Annotated in this window: 1 protein-coding gene (cut by a window edge); it reads left to right on the top strand. The window is 76.2% G+C overall.

Annotated elements, in window-relative coordinates; genetic code table 11:
- A protein-coding gene (locus OG439_RS19390; protein WP_326950764.1) for an SDR family NAD(P)-dependent oxidoreductase crosses the window boundary here: on the top strand, positions 1–20,409 show its 3' portion. Its footprint begins 15,309 nt before the window's first position; only the last 20,409 of its 35,718 coding nucleotides appear in the window; the start codon falls outside the window, past its left edge; the stop codon is at positions 20,407–20,409.

The following is a 20,409-nucleotide window of genomic DNA, read 5'->3' as shown; positions in this document are numbered from 1 at the left end:
CGCTACCAGGCGTTCGACCTGCCGGAAGCCGGTCCGGAGCGGATCGGCGAGCTGCTCCGGCACGTCCTGGACCTGTTCGACGCCGGAGAACTGCGGCCGATCCCGGTGAAGCCGTGGGACATCCGGCGGGCGCCGGACGCGTTCCGGTTCATGGCCCAGGGCAAGCACATCGGCAAGAACGTCCTGACGCTGCCGCGCACGCTCGATCCGGCGGGCACGGTTCTGATCACCGGCGGCACGGGCATGCTCGGCTCGCTCATGGCGCGGCACCTGGTGGCCGAACACGGTGTACGTCACCTGGTGCTCGCGTCACGGCGCGGTGGCGACACCGAAACTGCCCGTGACCTGCGGGAACGTGGCGTGAGCGTCGACGTCGTGGCGTGCGACCTGAGCGACCGGAACCAGGTCCGGACGCTCCTGGACGGCCTCTCGCTGACCGGCATCGTGCACGCGGCCGGGGTCCTCGACGACGGCGTGTTCTCGTCCCTGGACGACGAACGCCTGGACACGGTCTTCGCGCCGAAGGTCGACGCCGCCGTGCACCTGGACGAGCTGACGCGCGACGCCGACCTGGCGCTGTTCGCGATGTTCTCGTCCGTCGCGGGTGTGTTCGGTGCCGCGGGCCAGGCCGGCTACGCCGCCGCGAACGCCTTCCTCGACGCGCTGGCCGCCCGCCGCCCGGGCGCCGTTTCCCTGGCCTGGGGCCTGTGGGCCGGGGACGCCGGGATGACCGCGAGCGCCGACGCCGCCCGGCTCGCGCGCTCCGGCTTCGGCGCCCTCGAACCCGCCCGCGGCCTCGCGCTGTTCGACCGCGCGCTCGACGCGGCCCGGCCGTCGCTGGTCCCGATGGCCCTCGACGTCACCGCCCTGCGCGACGTCCCGCCGATCCTGCGGAAGCTCGCCGCCCCGGCCCGGCGGACCGCCCGCACCGACCGGCCCGGCACCGGCGCCCTCGGTGCCCGGCTGGCGCGCCTGGACGCCGCCGCGCAGCTCACCACCCTGACCGACCTGGTCTGCGCCGAAGCCGCCGCGGTCATCGGCGGCGGCGCCGGGATCGGCGGCACGCGGGCGTTCCGCGACGTCGGCTTCGACTCGCTGACCGCCGTCGAACTGCGCAACCGGCTCGCGACCGCCACCGGCCTCGCCCTGCCGGCCACGGCCGTGTTCGACCACCCCAGCCCGGCCGCGCTCGCCGCCCACCTGCACGCGCGGCTCCTCGGGATGGGCGCCGAGGCCGCGCCCGCCACCACAGCCGCGCCCGCCACCACGGCGGCGTCCGACGAACCGATCGCCGTCGTCGGCATCGGCCTCCGGCTCCCCGGCGGCATCGACCACCCGGACGCGCTGTGGGAGGCGCTGTCCGACGGCGTCGACGCGGTCTCGGCGTTCCCCGCCGACCGCGGCTGGGTCACCACCGGGCTCGACGGCACCGCCCGCGTCGGCGGCTTCCTGCACGACGCCGGCCGGTTCGACGCCGCCTTCTTCGGGATCTCCAGCCGGGAAGCCCTCGCGATGGACCCGCAGCAGCGGCTCGTGCTGCAGACGTCGTGGGAGGCCCTGGAACGCGCCGGGGTCGCGCCGACCGCGGTGCGCGGCCAGGAGGTCGGCGTGTTCTTCGGCGCGATGACCCAGGAGTACGGCACCCGCCCGGACGCGGCCGCCGACGTCACCGGCTACGGCCTGACCGGATCGTCGACCAGCGTCGTCTCGGGCCGGGTGTCCTACGTGCTCGGTGTCCAGGGCCCCTCGGTCACCGTCGACACGGCGTGCTCGTCGTCACTGGTCGCGCTGCACCTCGCGGCGCAGTCGCTGCGCGCGGGCGAGTGCACGATGGCCCTGGCGGGCGGCGCGACGGTCATGGCGACCCCGGCGGCGTTCGTCGAGTTCACCCGGCAACGCGGCCTCGCGGCGGACGGCCGGTGCAAGTCCTTTTCGGACGAAGCTGACGGCACAGGCTGGGGTGAAGGCGTCGGAGTCCTTTTATTGCAACGGCTTTCCGACGCCGTCAGGGACGGCCGGGAGGTCTTGGCTGTGGTGCGCGGTTCGGCCGTCAACTCCGACGGCGCGTCGAACGGACTCACCGCGCCGAACGGCCCGGCGCAGCAGGCGGTGATCCGGCGGGCACTCGCCGGGGCGGGCCTCGAAGCGTCCGAAGTGGACGCCGTGGAGGCACACGGCACCGGCACCGTCCTGGGCGACCCCATCGAAGCCCAGGCCTTGCTGGCCACCTACGGTCGCGACCGCGCACCGGACCGGCCGCTGTGGCTCGGCTCGGTCAAGTCCAACTTCGGGCACACCCAGGCCGCGGCCGGGGTCACCGGCGTGATCAAGATGATCCTGGCCATGCGGCACGCCCGGCTGCCGAAGACGCTGCACGCGGACACGCCGTCGTCGCGCGTGGACTGGACGTCCGGGGCGGTCCGGCTGCTCGCCGACGCCCGGCCGTGGCCCGAGACGGACCACCCGCGCCGGGCCGGGGTGTCGGCGTTCGGCATCTCCGGCACCAACGCGCACGTCGTCCTCGAACAGGCCCCCGAACGCGCGACCGCCCCGGCCGCGGGGGAGACCGGACCGGTGGTGCCGCTGGTGATCTCGGCCCGTTCGGCAGCGGGCCTGACCGCGCAGGCCGCCCGGCTGGCGGCCGCTCTCGACGACGACCTCGGCGCGGCGGGCTGGTCGCTGCTCGGCACCCGGGCCGTCTGGGAACACCGCGCCGTGATCCTGGCCGAGGACCGTGACCAGGCCCTTTCGGCTCTGGAAGACCTCGGCCGAGGCGTGCCCCGGGGTGAGGTGGATCCGGCGCTCGGCGGTGTGGGCTTCCTGTTCACCGGGCAGGGCGCGCAGCGCGCGGGTATGGGAAACGAGCTGTACGAAGCTTTCCCGGCGTACGCCGAGGCGTTCGACGAGGTCTGCGCGGAGCTGGACCGGCACCTCGACCGCCCGCTGCGCGAGGCGATCGCGTCGGAACTGGTGCACGAAACCGTCTACACCCAGGCGGGGTTGTTCGCGGTCGAGGTCGCGATGGTGCGGCTGCTCGCGTCGTTCGGCGTCCGGCCCAAGGTGCTCGCGGGCCACTCGCTGGGCGAGCTGAGCGCCGCCCACGTCGCCGGGGTGTTCTCCCTGGCCGACGCCGCGCTGCTGGTCACCGCGCGCGGCCGCCTGATGCAGGCGCTCCCCGCCGGCGGGCGCATGGTCGCCGTCGCCGCGGCCGAGACCGACGTCGAGCCGCTGCTGGGCGGCGGAGTGTGGCTCGCGGCCGTCAACGGCCCGCGGTCCGTGGTGCTCTCGGGCGAGGCGGCCGCTATCCAGGCCGCGGCGGAATCGTTGTCCGGACGGGGTTTCCGGACGACCGAGCTGACCGTCGCCCACGCGTTCCACTCCGGGCTCGTCGAGCCCATGCTGGCCGAATTCGCCGAAGCCGCCGCCCGCGTCGAGTACCACGAACCGCTCGTACCGGTCGTGTCCACTGTGTCCGGACAACTCGCCGGGGCGGAGCTGTGCTCGCCGCGGTACTGGGTGGACCAGGTGCGCCGGCCCGTGCGGTTCGGCGACGCGCTGCGCACCGTCGCCGGGCAGGCGGTGGCGGCCGTGCTGGAGGTCGGGCCGGACGCCGCGTTGACCGCGATGGCCGGCGAGCCCCTGGTCGCCGTCGCGCTGAGCCGCCGGGACCGGTCCGAGAAGGGCACCGCCCTCGCCGCGCTGGCCGAGCTGTTCACCCGCGGCGTCGACGTCGACTGGACACCGCTGTTCCCGGCCGGCGCGCGGCGGATCGTGCCGCTGCCGACCACGGCCTTCCAGGACCGCCACTTCTGGCTCGAGCAGCAGGCCGCGCCGGCCGACGTCTCGGCCGCCGGGCTGCGGCCCCTGACACATGCCCTGCTGGGCGCGGCGATCGACGACCCCGGCTCGGACACCGTCGTGCTGACCGGGCGGCTCTCCCACGACGCGCAGCCGTGGCTCGCCGACCACACCGTGGCGGGCACCGCCGTCGTCCCCGGCACCGCCCTGGTCGAGCTGGCGGTCCAGGCCGGCCGCCAGGCCGGGACCCCGGTGGTGCGGGAACTCGTCATCGAGGCCCCGCTGCCCCTGGACGGCGTCCGCCAGCTCCACGTCCTGGCCGGGCCCGGCCAGGACGGCCGCCGGCCCGTCGCCGTCCACTCCCGGCCGGCCGGCGAGACCTCCTGGACCCGGCACGCCTCCGGCTTCCTCGTCGCGGGGGAGCCGGCCCCGCAGGCCCCGGCGGACTGGCCCCCGGCCGGCGCCGACCAGCTCGACCTCGACGGCTTCTACGACGTCCTGGCCGCGCGCGGCTACGCCTACGGCCCGGCGTTCCGGGGCGTCACCGCGGCGTGGCGCCGGGACGACGAGCTGTTCGCCGAAGTCGCGCTGGGCGCGGGCGCAGGGGACTTCGCCGTGCACCCCGCGCTGTTCGACGCCGCCCTGCACGTCACGGCGCTCGAAGCCGGCGACGGCGTCGCGCTGCCGTTCGCGTGGCAGGACGTCGCTGTCCACGCCACCGGCGCGACCGCGGCCCGGGCGTGGATCCGCCCGGTGACCGGCGGCATCTCCCTGGAACTGGCCGACGCGACGGGAGCACCGGTGCTGTCCGTCGGCGCGCTGCTCAGCCGTCCGGTGTCCCCAGGAGGCCCGGCCGACGGCCGTCTCTTCGCCCTCGACTGGACCACCCTCCCGGCCGACGTCGCCGACGGCAGTCCGTTGTGGACGATCACCGGAGCGGACGACGACGAGCTGCCGCCGTGGGTCGCGCTGCACGTCGTGTCCGGCGACGCCCGGACCGCCGTGGGCACCGTGCTGGCGGCGATCCGGCGGTTCGTCTCCTCGCCGAGCCGCCTCGTGGTGGTCACCGGCGCCGACGGGCCGGTGGCGTCGGCCGTCGGCGGGCTCGTGCGCAGCGCGCAGGCCGAGCACCCCGGACGGTTCGTGCTGGCCGCCGGTGACGTCCACAGTGGACACTTGGCGGTGGCCGACGCCCGTGGCGAGGCCGAGTTCCGGGTGCGCGACGGCCGGATCGAAGTGCCGCGGCTCGTCCGGGAACCGGTCCGCGACGCCGTCGCCTTCGACCCCGCCGGGACCGTGCTGATCACCGGCGGCACGGGCATGCTCGGCGCCCTCGTCGCCCGGCACCTGACCGGCACCCACGGCGTCCGCAGCCTGCTGCTCGCGTCCCGTCGCGGACCCGACGCCGACGGCGCCCGCGAGCTGGCCGGCGAACTGCGTGGCCGGGGGGTACGCGTCGACGTCGTCGCCTGCGACACCGCCGACCGCGACCAGGTCGCCGCGCTCCTGACCCGCGTGCCGGACGACGCCCCGCTGATCGGCGTCGTCCACGCCGCGGGCGTGCTGGACGACGGCGTCGTGACGGCCCTCGACGCGACGCGGGTGGACCGCGTGTTCCGGCCCAAGGCCGACGCCGCCGCGCACCTCGACGAGCTCACCGGCGACCTGGCCTTCTTCGTGCTCTTCTCTTCGGTGGCCGGCGTGCTCGGTGGCGCCGGGCAGGCGAACTACGCCGCCGCCAACGGCTTCCTCGACGGCCTGGCCGCGCGCCGCCGGGCGGCCGGCCGCCCCGCCGTGTCGCTGGCGTGGGGCCTGTGGGCGGGCGAACGCGGGCTGAACGCCGGAGCCGACACCGCCCGGCTGGCCCGCCTCGGGTTCGGCGCGCTCGATGCCGCGGCGGGGATGGCGTTGTTCGACGCGGCGCTCGCCTCGCCCCGGCCGGTGCTGGTGCCGATGGCCCTCGACCTCGCCGCCGTCCGCGAAGCGGGGCCGGTCCCGCCGGTGCTGCGGTCCCTGGCCGGGCGGGCCCGGGCCGCCGCGGCCCCGGTCACACCCGCGTCCGGGTTCGAGCGGGACCAGCTGGTCGAGCTGGTGTGCGCGGAGGCCTCGGTCGTCCTCGGCGGCGACGCGGTCGCCCCGGCGCGGGCGTTCCGCGACGTCGGCGTCGACTCCCTGGCCGCGGTCGAGCTGCGCAACCGGCTGGCCGCCGCGACCGGCCTGGACCTGCCGCCGACGGTCGTGTTCGACCACCCGACCCCGGCGCTGCTGGCCGGGTACCTGCACGGCGAGGCGGCGGGTGACGCGCCCGCCGAGGTCGTGCCCGCGGCGGCCGTCGACGACCCGGTCGTCATCGTCGGCATGGGCGTGCGCCTGCCCGGCGGCGTCGACAGCCCGGAAGCGTTGTGGGACCTGGTGTCCGGTGGGGTCGACGCCGTGACGCCGTTCCCGGCCGGCCGCGGCTGGGACGTGGCCGGGCTGTACGACCCGGACCCGGACAAGGTGGGCAAGTCCTACACGCGCTCGGGCGGGTTCCTGCACGACGCGGGTGTGTTCGACCCCGACTTCTTCGGGATCTCCCGCCGCGAGGCCCTGGCCATGGACCCGCAGCAGCGGCTGCTGCTGCAGACGTCGTGGGAGGCGCTGGAACGCGCGGGTGTCGCCCCGGATTCCCTGCGCGGACAACGCGTCGGCGTCTTCACCGGGCTGATGTACCACGACTACGCGACCGCCGACGAAGGCCTGGAAGGCATGCTCGGCGCCGGCTCCGCGGGTAGCGTCGCCGCGGGCCGGGTGTCCTATGTGCTCGGTGTGCAGGGCCCGGCCGTCACCGTCGACACGGCGTGTTCGTCGTCGCTGGTCGCGATCCACCTGGCCGCGCAGTCGCTGCGGTCGGGCGAGTGCACGATGGCGCTGGCCGGCGGCGCGACGGTGATGGCGACGCCCGGTGTGTTCGTCGAGTTCTCCCGGCAGCGCGGCCTCGCCGCGGACGGCCGCTGCAAGTCCTTTTCGGACGATGCGGACGGCACGGGCTGGGGTGAAGGCGTCGGCGTAGTGGTGCTGCAACGGCTGTCCGACGCGGTCCGCGAAGGCCGTGAGGTGCTGGCGGTCGTGCGGGGGACGGCGGTCAACCAGGACGGTGCGTCGAACGGGCTCACCGCGCCAAGTGGTCCCGCGCAGCAGGCGGTGATCCGGCAGGCGCTGGCCAACGCCGGAGTGACACCGTCCGAAGTGGACGCCGTCGAGGCGCACGGCACCGGTACGCGGCTCGGCGATCCGATCGAGGCTCAAGCGCTGCTGGCGACGTACGGCCAGGACCGCGGAACGCCGTTGTGGCTGGGGTCGCTGAAGTCGAACATCGGTCACGCCCAGGCCGCGTCCGGCGTGGCCGGGGTGATGAAGATGGTCCTCGCCATGCGGCACGGTGTGCTGCCGCCGACGCTGCACGCGGGCACGCCCTCGACCCGGGTGGACTGGACGTCCGGTGCCGTCCGGCTGCTCACCGAAGCTGTTGACTGGCCTCGCGGGGACCGGCCGCGCCGGGCCGGGGTGTCGTCGTTCGGCGTCAGCGGGACCAACGCGCACCTCGTCCTGGAAGAGGGCGTCCCGGCGGCGGCCGCACCGCCCGCGGCCGGGGGAGTGGTGCCGGTCGTCGTGTCGGCCCGGTCGGCCGACGGGCTCACCGAGCAGGCCGAACGCCTGGCCGCGACCCTCGAAGACGCGCCCGACCTGGGTGCGGTGGCGTGGTCGCTGCTGCGGTCGCGCGCGGTGTGGGAGCACCGCGCGGTCGTGCTGGCCGACCGCGGGACCGACGTGGCCGCGGCCCTGCGCGGCGGGACGGTGGTCCGCGGCGAAGCCGACCCGGCGCGTCACGGCGTCGCGCTGGTGTTCACCGGTCAGGGTGCGCAGCGGATCGGGATGGGTGCGGAGCTGGCGGCGGAGTTCCCGGTGTTCGCGACGGCCTTCGACGAGGTGTGCGCGGAGTTCGATCGGCACTTGGACCGGCCGCTGCGCGAAGTGATCGCGTCGGACCTGGTGCACGAGACCTGCTACACGCAGGCGGGGTTGTTCGCGGTCGAGGTCGCGATGGTGCGACTGCTGGAGTCGTTCGGGCTGAAGCCACGGGTGGTCGCCGGGCACTCGCTCGGCGAGATCACCGCGGCCCACGTCGCGGGCGTGTTCTCCTTGCCGGACGCGGCGATGCTCGTCGCCGCTCGCGGACGGCTGATGCAGGCGCTGCCCGCCGGTGGCGCGATGGTGGCCGTCGAAGCGTCCGAAGTGGACGTCCACTCCGTACTGGGCGACGGCGTCTGGCTCGCCGCGGTGAACGGCCCGCAGTCCGTGGTGCTGTCCGGGACCGCCGAAGCCATCGAGGCCGCGGCGGAGCGGCTGCCGTACCGGGTGAAGCGGCTGACCGTCTCGCAGGCGTTCCACTCCGGACTGGTCGAGCCGATGCTGGCGGAGTTCGCCGAGGTGGCTACCCGGGTCGAGTACCACGAGCCGGTGGTGCCGCTGGTGTCCACTGTGTCCGGTGCGGTCGCCGGGGCGGAGCTGTGCTCGGCGGGCTACTGGGTCGACCAGGTACGACGGCCGGTGCGCTTCGCCGACGCCGTCACGACGCTGCTGGACCGGTTCGTGGCGGCCGTGCTGGAAGTCGGCCCCGACGCCGCGCTGACGCCCCTGATCGACGCGGCCGGACCGGCGGTGGCCGCCCTTTCCCGCCGTGGCCGGGGCGAGGTCACGACGTTCCTCGCCGGGCTGGCCGAGGCCTTCGCGCACGGCGCCGACGTCGACTGGACGCCGCTCTTCCCGCCGGGCTACCGGGCCAACGTTCCCTTGCCGGTCACGGCGTTCCGGCGCGAACACTTCTGGCTCGCCCGGCCCGCCGCGACCGCGGACCCGGCCGGGCTCGGGCAGGACAAGCTCGCGCACCCGATGCTGCGCGCCGCCGTCGACGATCCCGAGTCCGGCGGCCTCGTCCTGACCGGCCGGCTCTCGCACACCGCGCTGCCGTGGCTGGCCGACCACACCGTGGGCGGCGTCACCCTGCTCCCCGGCACCGCGCTCGTCGAACTCGCCGTCCAGGCCGGCGACCGGCTCGGCCTGCCCGTGCTGCGGGAACTCGTGATCGAAACGCCGCTGCCGGTGACCGACGGCGCCGAGCCGCAGCTGCGGGTGGTCGCCGGGCCGGACGACGACGGCCGCCGCACCGTCGGCGTGTACTCCCGCCGGGGCGACGGCCCGTGGACGCGGCACGCGAGCGGCGTGCTGGCCGCCGACGTCCCGGCCCCGCCGGCCGACGTGGCCGAGTGGCCGCCGCCCGGCGCGGAACCCGTGGACGTCGAAGGCTGCTACGACGACCTGGCCGATCGCGGCTTGGGGTACGGCCCGCTCTTCCGCTGCCTCACCGCCGCCTGGCGCCGCGGCGACGACCTGTACGCCGAGATCGAGCTGCCCGAAGGTGCCGACATCGCCGGGTACACGATCCACCCGGCGTTGTTCGACGCCGCCCTGCACCCGGCCGCGCCGGCCGCCGGCACCGCGGCGCTGCCGTTCGCCTGGCGCGACGTCGTGGTCCACGCCGACGGCGCGTCGGCGGCCCGCGTCCACCTCCGGCCCGACGGCACCGGCGGGCTGGCGATCGCCCTGACCGACCCGACCGGCGTACCCGTGCTTTCGGTGGGCTCCTTGGTGACTCGCCCCGCTCCCGTCCAGCTCGAGGCCCAGGACGACGCTCTGTACACAGTGGACTGGCGGTCCGTGACCCCGTCCGACGCCCCGGCGGTCCCGGCCGTGATCATCACCGACGCGGCAGGACTGGCCGCGGCCTCAGCCGGTACGCAGGTGCTGCTCTTCGTCGAAACCGCCGGTGCCCGGGAAGCCGTCACCGGCGTGCTCGACGTGCTGCAGGCCTTCCTCGCCGACCCGCGTCGAAAGGAAGCAAGGCTCGTCGTCCTCACCCGGGACGCGCTCGCCGACCCGGCCGCGGCCGCCGTCTGGGGCCTGGTCCGCGCGGCGCAGGCCGAGCACCCGGGCCGGTTCGCGCTCGTCGACCTCGGCGACGCACCCGCGCCCGGCACGTCCTGGCGCGATCCCGCCGGACCGGCGGAGAACCAGTGCGCGCTCCGCGACGGCCAGGTCCGGGTGCCCCGGCTGGTCCGCGCCCGGCGCGACACCGGGTCGAGCGCGCTCCACCCGGCGGGCACCGTGCTGATCACCGGCGGCACCGGCACCCTCGGCTCGCTCGTCGCCCGGCACGTCGTCGCCGAGCACGGGGTGCGCAGCCTGCTCCTCGCCTCCCGCCGCGGCGAGACCGCGCCCGGCGTCGCCGAACTGTGCGACGACCTGCGCGGCCTGGGCGCGCGGGTCGAGGTGGCCGCCGCCGACCTCGGCGACCGCGAGCAGGTCCGCGCCCTGCTCGCCCGCGTGCCCGCCGACGCGCCGCTGACCGCCGTGGTCCACGCCGCGGGCGTGCTGGACGACGGCGTCGTCACCGCCCTCGACGCCGCCCGCGTCGAGACTGTGTTCCGGCCCAAGGTCGACGCCGCCGTGCACCTCGACGAGCTGACCCGCGACGCCGACCTCCGGGCGTTCGTGCTCTTCTCGTCGCTGTCCGGCGTGCTCGGCGGCGCGGGCCAGGGCAACTACGCCGCGGCCAACGCGTTCCTCGACGCCCTCGCCGTCCGCCGCCGGGCGGCCGGGCGGCCCGCGCAGTCACTCGCGTGGGGCCTGTGGAGCGACGGCTTGGGCGCGGCCGCCGACGGCGCGCGGCTGGCCCGCGCCGGCATCCGGGCCCTCGACCCCGGGCACGGGATGCGGCTGTTCGACGCCGCGCTCGCCTCGGCCACCACCGTGCTGGTCCCGGCCGAGTTCGATGTCCCCGCACTGCGCGAGCACGCCCGCACCGGCGACGTCCCGGCGCTGCTGAACGACCTGGTCGGGCCGGTGCGCCGCCGGGCCGGCCGGGAACCGCGCGTCACGAACGCCGACGCGGCCGCGCTGCTCACCCTCGTCCGCACCGAGGCCGCCGCCGTGCTCGGCGCGGGCACCACCGTCGGCGCCACCCGGCCCTTCCGCGACGCCGGCTTCGACTCGCTGACCGCCGTCGAACTGCGCAACCGGCTCACCGCCGCGACCGGCGTCACGCTGCCCGCCACCGTCGTCTTCGACTTCCCGAGCCCGGCCGAACTGGCCGGGCACCTGCGCGACACCCTCCTGGGCGGGACCACGACCGCGGCACCGGCCACCGTGGTGGCCACCGACGACCCGATCGCCGTCGTCGGCATGGGTCTGCGCCTGCCCGGCGGCGTGCGCACCCCGGACGAGCTGTGGGCGCTGCTCGACGGCGGGGTCGACGCCGTGACGCCGTTCCCCGCCGACCGCGGCTGGGACGTCGAGGCGCTCTACGACCCCGACCCGGACGCCGCGGGCAAGTCCTACACCCGCCACGGCGGCTTCCTGCACGACGCGGCGCTGTTCGACCCGGGCTTCTTCGGGATCTCCCGCCGCGAGGCCCTCGCCATGGACCCCCAGCAGCGGCTGCTGCTGCAGACGTCGTGGGAGGCCCTCGAACGCGCCGGGATCGCCCCGGATTCGGTGCGGGGCCAGGACATCGGCGTGTTCACCGGCCTGATGTACCACGACTACGGCACCGGCGCGCACGACAGCGGCCTCGAAGGGATGCTGGGCACCGGCGCCGCCGGCAGCGTCGCGGCCGGGCGCGTCTCGTACGTCCTCGGCCTGCGCGGACCCGCCGTCACGGTCGACACCGCGTGCTCGTCGTCGCTGGTCACCATCCACCTGGCCGCGCAGTCGCTGCGGTCGGGGGAGTGCTCGATGGCCCTGGCGGGCGGGGCCACGGTGATGGCGACCCCGGGCGTCTTCGTCGAGTTCTCGCGCCAGCGCGGCTTGGCCGCCGACGGCCGCTGCAAGTCCTTTTCGGACGAAGCCGACGGAACCGGCTGGGCCGAAGGCGTCGGAGTCGTGGTGCTGCAACGGCTTTCCGACGCCCTGCGCGAAGGCCGTGAGGTCCTGGCCGTCGTACGCGGGACGGCCGTCAACCAGGACGGCGCGTCCAACGGGCTCACCGCACCGAACGGACCCGCACAGCAGGCCGTGATCCGGCGGGCCCTGGCCAACGCGGGCCTGCGACCGTCCGATGTGGACGCCGTCGAGGCGCACGGCACCGGGACGTCCCTCGGTGATCCGATCGAGGCGCAGGCGCTCCTCGCGACGTACGGTCAGGACCGCTCGGAACCGTTGTGGCTGGGGTCGCTGAAGTCCAACATCGGGCACACCCAGGCCGCGGCCGGCGTCGCGGGCGTGCTCAAGATGATCCTGGCCATGCGCCACGGAGTCCTGCCCCGGACGCTGTACGCCGACGCGCCGACGTCCGAAGTGGACTGGACGACCGGCGCGGTCCGGCTGCTCACCGAGGCCCGGCCCTGGCCGGAAGGCGACCGGCCCCGCCGCGCCGGGGTGTCGTCGTTCGGCGTCAGCGGCACCAACGCCCACCTCGTCCTGGAGCAGGGACCCGCGCCCGTGCGCCCGGAGCCGGCCGACGGGCTGGTGCCGCTCGTGGTCTCGGCCCGTTCGGCGACCGGGCTGGCCGAGCAGGCCGCACGGCTGGCATCGGTCGTCGGAGAAGCGGCCGGTGTCGGCTGGTCGCTGGTCCGCTCCCGCGCCACCTGGGAGCACCGCGCCGTCGTCCTCTCCGACGAGCCCGCCGACGCCCTGCGCCGCATCACCGAGGACCGCGCCGACGTCGTGACCGGCGTCGCCGGGCCGGGCGGCCCGCTGACCTGGGTGTTCCCCGGCCAAGGCGCGCAGTGGACCGGGATGGGCCGGGAACTGTGGGCGGCGAACCCGGTCTTCGCGGCCCGGATGGAAGCGTGCGCGGCCGCCCTGGCACCGCACGTGGACTGGTCCCTGGCCGACGTGGTGCGCGAAGGCCGGCCCCTCGACGCCGTGGACGTCGTCCAGCCGGTGTCGTTCGCGGTCATGGTGTCGCTCGCCGCGGTGTGGGAGTCGCTGGGCGTGCGGCCGGACGCCGTCGTCGGGCACTCCCAGGGCGAGATCGCTGCGGCGTGTGTCGCCGGAGCGCTGTCCCTCGAAGACGCCGCCCGCGTGGTCGCCGTCCGCAGCCGGATCATCGGCCGGCGGCTGGCCGGCCACGGCGGGATGCTGTCCGTCGCGGTCGGTGCCGACGAGGTCGCGCTCGTCGACGGCGTCGAGATCGCGGCCGTGAACTCGCCGTCCGCCGTCGTGCTCGCCGGCGTCCCGGAGGCGCTCGACGACCTCGAAGAGCTGTACCGCGCCAAGGACATCCGCGTCCGCCGCGTGCCGGTGGACTACGCCTCGCACACCGCCCAGGTCGAAGGGATCGAGGCCGACCTGCGTGCCGCCCTCGGCGACGTCCCGAGCGAGGTCCCGGCCGTCCCGTGGTACTCCACTGTGGACAGTGCGTGGATCACCGCGCCGCTGCCGCCGGACTACTGGTTCCGCAACCTGCGCGGCACCGTCCGCTTCGCCGACGCGATCCGCACACTGGCCGGCGAAGGCCACCGCGTGTTCCTCGAGACCAGTTCGCACCCGGTGCTCGGCCCGGCCGTGCGCGAGACCCTCGACGACGACGCCGTGCTGGTCGCCGGGACCCTGCGCCGCGACCGGCCCGAATGGCCGCGGTTGCTCAAGTCCGCGGCCGAGCTGTTCGTCCACGGCGTCGACGTCGACTGGACCGGCGCCTTCCCCGCCGGGCACACCGGCATCGTCCCGCTGCCGACCACGGTCTTCCAGGAGGAACGCTTCTGGCTCACGCCGCGCCCGGCCACCGCGGCGGGCTCCGACGGCGACTTCTGGGACGCCGTCGCGCAGGACGACCTCGCCACCCTCGGCGACACCCTCTCCGGCACCGACCAGGACGCCCTGCGCGCCCTGGTGCCCGGCCTGACACGCTGGCGCGCCACCCGCCGCGACGCCGCCACGGCCGCCTCGTGGCGCTACCGCGTCGAGTGGGTGCGCGTCCCCGAACCGGCCGGCACCGGACGCTGGCTCGTGGACGGCGACGACCCCGTGCTCGCCGGTCTGCCGGGCGCCGGGACCGGCCCGGCCGACGGCGTCGTCGTCTTCGCCGCGGACGCGCGGACCGCGTTGCCGCGCATCCAGGCCGCGCTCGCCGCGGACACCGGCCGCGTCTGGGTGGTGACCCGCGGCGCCGTCGGCGTCGACAGCGCCCCCGACGACGCCGCGGCCGCCGAGGTCTGGGGCCTCGGCCGCACCGCCGCGCTGGAGCACCCCGGCCGCTGGGGCGGGCTGATCGACCTGCCCGCCGACGCCGACGAGACCACGGCCCGGCGGCTGCTCAGCGCGTTGCAAGGACCCGAGGACCAGGTCGCCGTGCGCGCGACCGGCCTGTACGCCCGCCGGCTCGTCCGTGCCGCCAATGCCGCAGGCCCGGGCTGGACGCCGCGCGGGACGGTCCTGGTGACCGGCGGCACCGGCGGCGTCGGCCGGCACGTCGTCCGCTGGCTCGCCGAAGCCGGGGCCGAGCACCTGGTGCTGCTGAGCCGCCGCGGCGCCGACGCGCCCGGCGCGGCGGACCTGGCCGCGCTCGACGTCCGCGTGACGCTGGTGGCCGGCGACGTGGCGGACCGCGAGACCGTGGCGCGGGTGCTGGCGGAGTACCCGCCGGACGCCGTCGTGCACGCCGCCGGTGTCCCGGGCGGCGCGGTGGCCGTCGCCGACTGCACGCCGGAAGACCTCGACGAGGTCCGCGCGAAGGTCGTCGGGGCGCGTCACCTGGACGAGCTGACGGGCGACCTGGACGCGTTCGTGCTGTTCTCCTCGGCCGCCGCGACCTGGGGTGCCGCCGGGCAGGGCGCCTACGCCGCCGCGAACAGCCACCTCGACGCCCTGGCCGAGATCCGCCACGCCCGGGGCCAGGCCGCGCTGTCGGTCGCCTGGGGGGCCTGGGCCGGCGGCATGGCCGAGGAGGCCGGTGCCGGGTTCGCCCGCCGCGCGGTGCTCACCATGGCCCCGGACCTCGCCCTCTCGGCGCTGCGGGCCGCCCTGCGTGACGGCCGCCCGGCCGCCGTCGTCGCGGCGGTGGACTGGCCGCGGTTCGCGCCGCTGTTCACCGCGGCCCGCCCGAGCCCGCTGCTCGACGGCATCCCCGAAGCCACCGCCGCTGCCGCCGCACCGGACGTCCCCGACGTCACCGCGGCCGAAACCCTGCGGGCACGCCTGCGCGGCCTCGATCGCCCGGCCCGGCTCGGCCACCTCACCGGCGTGGTCCAGGCCCAGGCCACCGCGGTGCTGGGCGAGCAGGACGAGGTCCCGGCGGCTCGCGCCTTCCGCGACGCCGGGTTCGACTCGCTCACGGCGATGGAACTGCGCACCCGGCTGGCCACCGCGACCGGGCTCGCGTTGCCGGTCACCGTCGTGTTCGACCACCCGGATCCGGCCGCGCTCGCCGCGCACCTGCACGACGAGCTGTTCGGCGCCGCGGTGGCTCCGGCGGCACCGGTGGCCGCGGTCATCGCCGACGACCCGATCGTGATCGTCGGCATGGGCGTGCACCTGCCCGGCGGCGTCGACGGCCCGGAAGCGTTGTGGGACCTGCTGTCCGCGGGCACCGACGCGGTCACCGAGTTCCCCGCGGGCCGCGGCTGGGACGCCGGCGCCGTCTACGACCCCACGCCCGGCACCCCGGGGAAGACCTACAGCCTGGCCGGGGCGTTCCTGCACGACGCCGGGCTGTTCGACCCGGAGTTCTTCGGGATCTCGCCGCGTGAAGCACTGGCGATGGACCCGCAGCAGCGGCTGCTGCTGCAGACGTCGTGGGAGGCCCTGGAACGCTCGGGGGTCGCCCCGACGTCGTTGCGCGGGCAGGACGTCGGCGTGTACTTCGGCGCGGCGGTCCTCGGCTACGGCGCCGGCCCGGCGTCGGACGACCTCGCCGGCTACGCGCTGACCGGCTCGTCGGCGAGCGTGCTGTCCGGCCGGGTGTCCTACACGCTCGGCCTGCGCGGCCCCTCGGTCACGCTCGACACGGCATGCTCGTCGTCGCTGGTGGCGATCCACCTGGCCGCGCAGGCGCTGCGGTCGGGGGAGTGCTCGATGGCGCTGGCCGGCGGTGCGACGGTGATGGCGACGCCCGCCGCGTTCGTCGAGTTCGCCCGCCAGCGCGGCCTCGCGGCCGACGGCCGCTGCAAGTCCTTTTCGGACGATGCCGACGGCACGGGCTGGGGTGAGGGCGTCGGAGTGCTGGTGCTGCAACGGCTTTCCGACGCGGTCCGCGACGGCCGGGAGGTCTTGGCCGTGGTGCGCGGGTCGGCGGTCAACTCCGATGGCGCGTCGAACGGCCTGACCGCGCCGAACGGCCCGGCGCAGCAGGCGGTGATCCGGCAGGCCCTCGCCGACGCCCGGGTGGCACCGTCCGAAGTGGACGCCGTGGAGGCGCACGGCACCGGGACGACCCTGGGTGACCCGATCGAGGCGCAGGCGCTGCTGGCGACCTACGGCCGCGACCGGGAGCGGCCGCTGCTGCTCGGGTCGCTGAAGTCGAACGTCGGGCACACGCAGTCCGCGGCCGGGGTCGCCGGGGTGATCAAGATGGTCCTGGCGCTGCGCCACGGCATGCTGCCGAAGACCCTGCACGCGGACCGGCCGTCGGCGAAGGTGGACTGGACGTCCGGTGCGATCCGGCTGCTCACCGCACCGGCGCCGTGGCCGGAAGCCGGCCGGCCGCGTCGCGCCGGGGTGTCCGCCTTCGGCGTCAGCGGGACCAACGCCCACGTCGTCCTGGAGCAGGCCCCGGCCGCCGCCCGGCCCGAGCCGCCCGTCGCGGCGGGCGCGGTGCCGCTGGTGGTGTCGGCCCGCACGGCCGCCGGGCTGGCCGAGCAGGCCGGGAAGCTCGCCGCCGCCGTCGCCGGGCTGCCGGCGGCGAGCGTGGCCCGCTCCCTGCTGACCGGCCGGGCGCGGTGGGACCACCGCGCCGTCGTCCTCGCCGAAACCCCGCAGCAGGCGGCCGACGGCCTGGAAGCGATCGCCGCCGGGGCGGGCCTGCACGGGGTCGCCGGGCCGCGCGCGCTCGACGTCGCGCTCGTGTTCACCGGCCAGGGCGCGCAACGGCCCGGCATGGGCCGCGAGCTGTACGAGGCGTTCCCGGTGTACGCCGAGGCCTTCGACGAGGTCTGCGCCGAGTTCGACGGCTACCTCGAGCGGCCGCTGCGCGCGGCGATCGCGTCGGAACTGGTGCACGAGACCGCTTACACACAGGCCGCGTTGTTCGCGATGGAGGTCGCGCTGGTGCGGCTGCTGGCGTCGTTCGGTGTCCGCCCGGCGGTGGTGGCTGGGCATTCGCTGGGCGAGCTGACCGCGGCGTACGTCGCGGGCGTGTTCTCGTTGCCCGACGCGGCGAAACTGGTCGCGACGCGGGGCCGCCTCATGCAGGCCCTGCCCGCCGGCGGGGCGATGGTCGCGGTGGCGGCCTCCGAAACGGCCGTCCGGCCGGTCCTCGGCGACGGCGTCTGGCTGGCCGCGGTCAACGGCCCCGAGGCCGTCGTGCTCTCCGGGGAAGCGGCGGCCGTGCACGCGGCCGCGGCGTCACTCGGCGTCCGCACCACCACCCTCGACGTCGACCGGGCGTTCCACTCCGGGCTGGTCGAGCCGGTGCTCGCGGAGTTCGCCGAGGTCGCCGGGACCGTGACGTACGCCCCGCCGTCGATCCCGCTGATCTCCGCGGTGACCGGCGTCGAGTCCACTGTGGACACGGCGGAGTACTGGGTGGGTCAGGTGCGCAGCCCGGTCCGGTTCGCCGACGTGACCCGCGTGCTGCTCGACCGCGGCGTGGCGGTGGTGGAGGCCGGGCCCGGTGGCGGTCTCGCGGCCGCGGTCCGCGGGCCGGACGGTGACGCGGTCGCCGTCGCCCTGTCCCGTCGTGACCGGCCCGAACGCGAGACCCTGCTGACGGGGCTGGCCGAGCTGTTCGTCCACGGCGTCCCGGTGGACTGGGCACCGGTGGTGCCGGCGGACGTCCCGGTCGTGCCGCTGCCGACGACGGCGTTCCAGCGGCAGCACTACTGGCTGGAGTCCGCGCCGGCCCGCGACCACGCCGAGACGTCGTTCTGGGAGGCGGTGGCGGCGGAGGACGCCGAGTCGCTGAGCGAGGTCCTCGCCCTGCCCGATCCGGAGCGGCTGCGCGACGTCCTGCCCGAGCTGACCCGCTGGCACCGCGAGCGGCACGGCGAGGCCGTGCTCCGGCCGTGGCGCTACCAGGTCGAGTGGACCCGGCTGCCGGAACCCGCGCCGGCGCGACCCCGAGTGCGGGTGCTCGGTGACCCTGCGCTCGCCACGGCGCTGGGCGACGACGGACCCCCGGACGCCGTCCTCGTGCGGGCCACGGCCGCCGTGAGCGCGTTGCCGGTGCTGCAATCCCTGCTCGCGGAGGACGGCCCGCGCGTCTGGGTGGTGACGTCCGGGGCCGTCGGGACCGGGGGCGACGACGTGCCGTCCGACGCCGCCGCCGCGCAGGTGTGGGGCCTCGGCCGGACCCTCGCCCTGGAGCACCCCGGCCGCTGGGGCGGCTTGGTCGACGTGCCCGGGACGCTCGACGAGACCGTCGTTCAGCGGGTGCTCGCGGTCATCGGCGGATCGGAGGACCAGGTCGCCGTCCGCGCGGTGGGGGTGTTCGCCCGCCGGCTGGTCCCGGCGCGCCCGGTCCCGGCCGGACCGGGCTGGACACCGCGGGGCACGGTCCTGGTGACGGGCGGCACCGGCGGCGTCGCCGGGCACGTCGTCCGCTGGCTGGCCGAAGCGGGAGCGGCGCACCTGGTGCTGCTGAGCCGTCGTGGGGGCACCGCGCCCGGGGCGGCGGAGCTGGCCACGGACGTCGAGAAAGCCGGTGTCCGGGTGAGCCTGGTCGCCGGGGACGTCGCGGACCGGGACACCGTCGCGCGGGTGCTGGCGGAGTACCCGCCGGACGCCGTCGTGCACGCCGCCGGCGTCTCCGGTGGCGCCGTCACCGTGGCCGACTGCACGCCCGAGGCTCTCGAGAACGTGTTGGCGGCCAAGGTTTCCGGCGCTCGTCACCTGGACGAGCTGACGGGCGACCTGGACGCGTTCGTGCTGTTCTCGTCGGCGGCCGCGATCTGGGGCGCCGCCGGGCAGGGGGCGTACGCGGCGGCCAACAGCCACCTCGACGCGCTGGCCGAGATCCGGCGCGCCCGGGGCGAAGCCGCGGTGTCGGTCGCCTGGGGCGCCTGGGCCGACGGCATGACCACCGAGGAGGACGCGCGCGAACACCTGCACCGCCGGGCGGTGCGGACGATGGCCCCCGGTCCGGCGCTGTCCGGGCTGCGCGCGGTGCTGCGCGAGCAGCGGGTCACCGCCGTCGTCGCGGACGTCGACTGGACCCGGTTCGCGCCGATCTTCACCGCGGCGCGGCCCAGCCCGCTGCTGGCCGGCGTGCCCGCGGCGGTCGACGCCCTGGTCGTCCCGGAACCGGCGGGCACGGCCCTCCCGCGCTTGCGGAGCCTCGGCCCGGCGGCCCGGATCGACGCGCTGACCGACCTGGTCCGCACCGAGGCCGCGGCCGAACTGGGTCACGCGGGGTCCGGCGCGATCGCCGCCGACCGCCCCTTCCGCGACCTCGGCCTCGACTCGCTCACCGCCGTGGGCCTGCGCGACCGCCTCGCGTCGGCGACCGGCCTGCGCCTCACCGCGGCGCTGGTCTACGACCACGGCACCCCCGCCGCCATCGCCCGGCACCTGGCCCCGCTGCTCGACGGAGACGCGGCCCCGGACGGCACGCTCGGCGGCGTCTACCGGGACTTGGCCGAACGCGGCCTCGGCGAGGAGATGCACCGGTTCGGCCTCGGCGCGGCCGCACTGCGGGAGCGGTTCACCGGCGGCGAGACCGCCAAGGTCGTCCGGCTCGGCGGCGGGCCGGACGGGCCGCACCTGATCGGTCTCCCGCCGCTGACGGCGTTCGACCACGTGCTGAACTTCGCGCAGCTCGCCCGGTGCTTCCCCGGGGAGACGTCGGTCGTCCTCCCGCCGGGCTACGCGGCGGACGAGCGGCTCGCACCGTCGTTCGCCGCGCTGGTCGACGTCCTGACGGCCGCGGTCACCGCGTGCGCGGACGGGAAACCGTTCGCACTGCTGGGAATCTCGGCGGGCGGCCTGCTCGCACACGCGGTCACGGTCCGGCTGGAGCGCCAAGGCCTGGCACCGTCCGGAGTGGTCCTGCTGGACAGCTACCTCCCGGGCGGCCTGGCTCCGAGGCTGTCCCGCGCGTTGGTGCACGGAGCGGCCCAAGCGGGCGCGGCGACCTACCACGACCACGCGGTCACGGCGGCATCCGCGTACACCGAACTGCTGCGCGAGTGGCGGCCGGAAGAACTGGCGACGCCGACGCTGGTGCTGCGGCCGGAGGACGCCGTGCCAATGCCGCCGGGGGAGGAGCCCTTGACCTCGGCGGAGCGGACGTCGGTCTGGCCGCTGGCCCACGAGTCGGCCCGCGTGCCGGGCGACCACTTCACGATGAGCACGGAGCACGCCGCGGAAACGGCAGAAGCGGTGCTGCGCTGGCTCGGCCACTTCGCGAAAAAGTGA

Origin of the sequence: Amycolatopsis sp. NBC_01307, from assembly GCF_035975215.1 — a bacterium.
In the GTDB taxonomy this organism is placed as follows: Bacteria; Actinomycetota; Actinomycetes; order Mycobacteriales; family Pseudonocardiaceae; genus Amycolatopsis.
The sequence above is the reverse complement of the archived record's forward strand: the minus strand, read 5'-3'. Positions and strand labels throughout refer to the sequence as shown.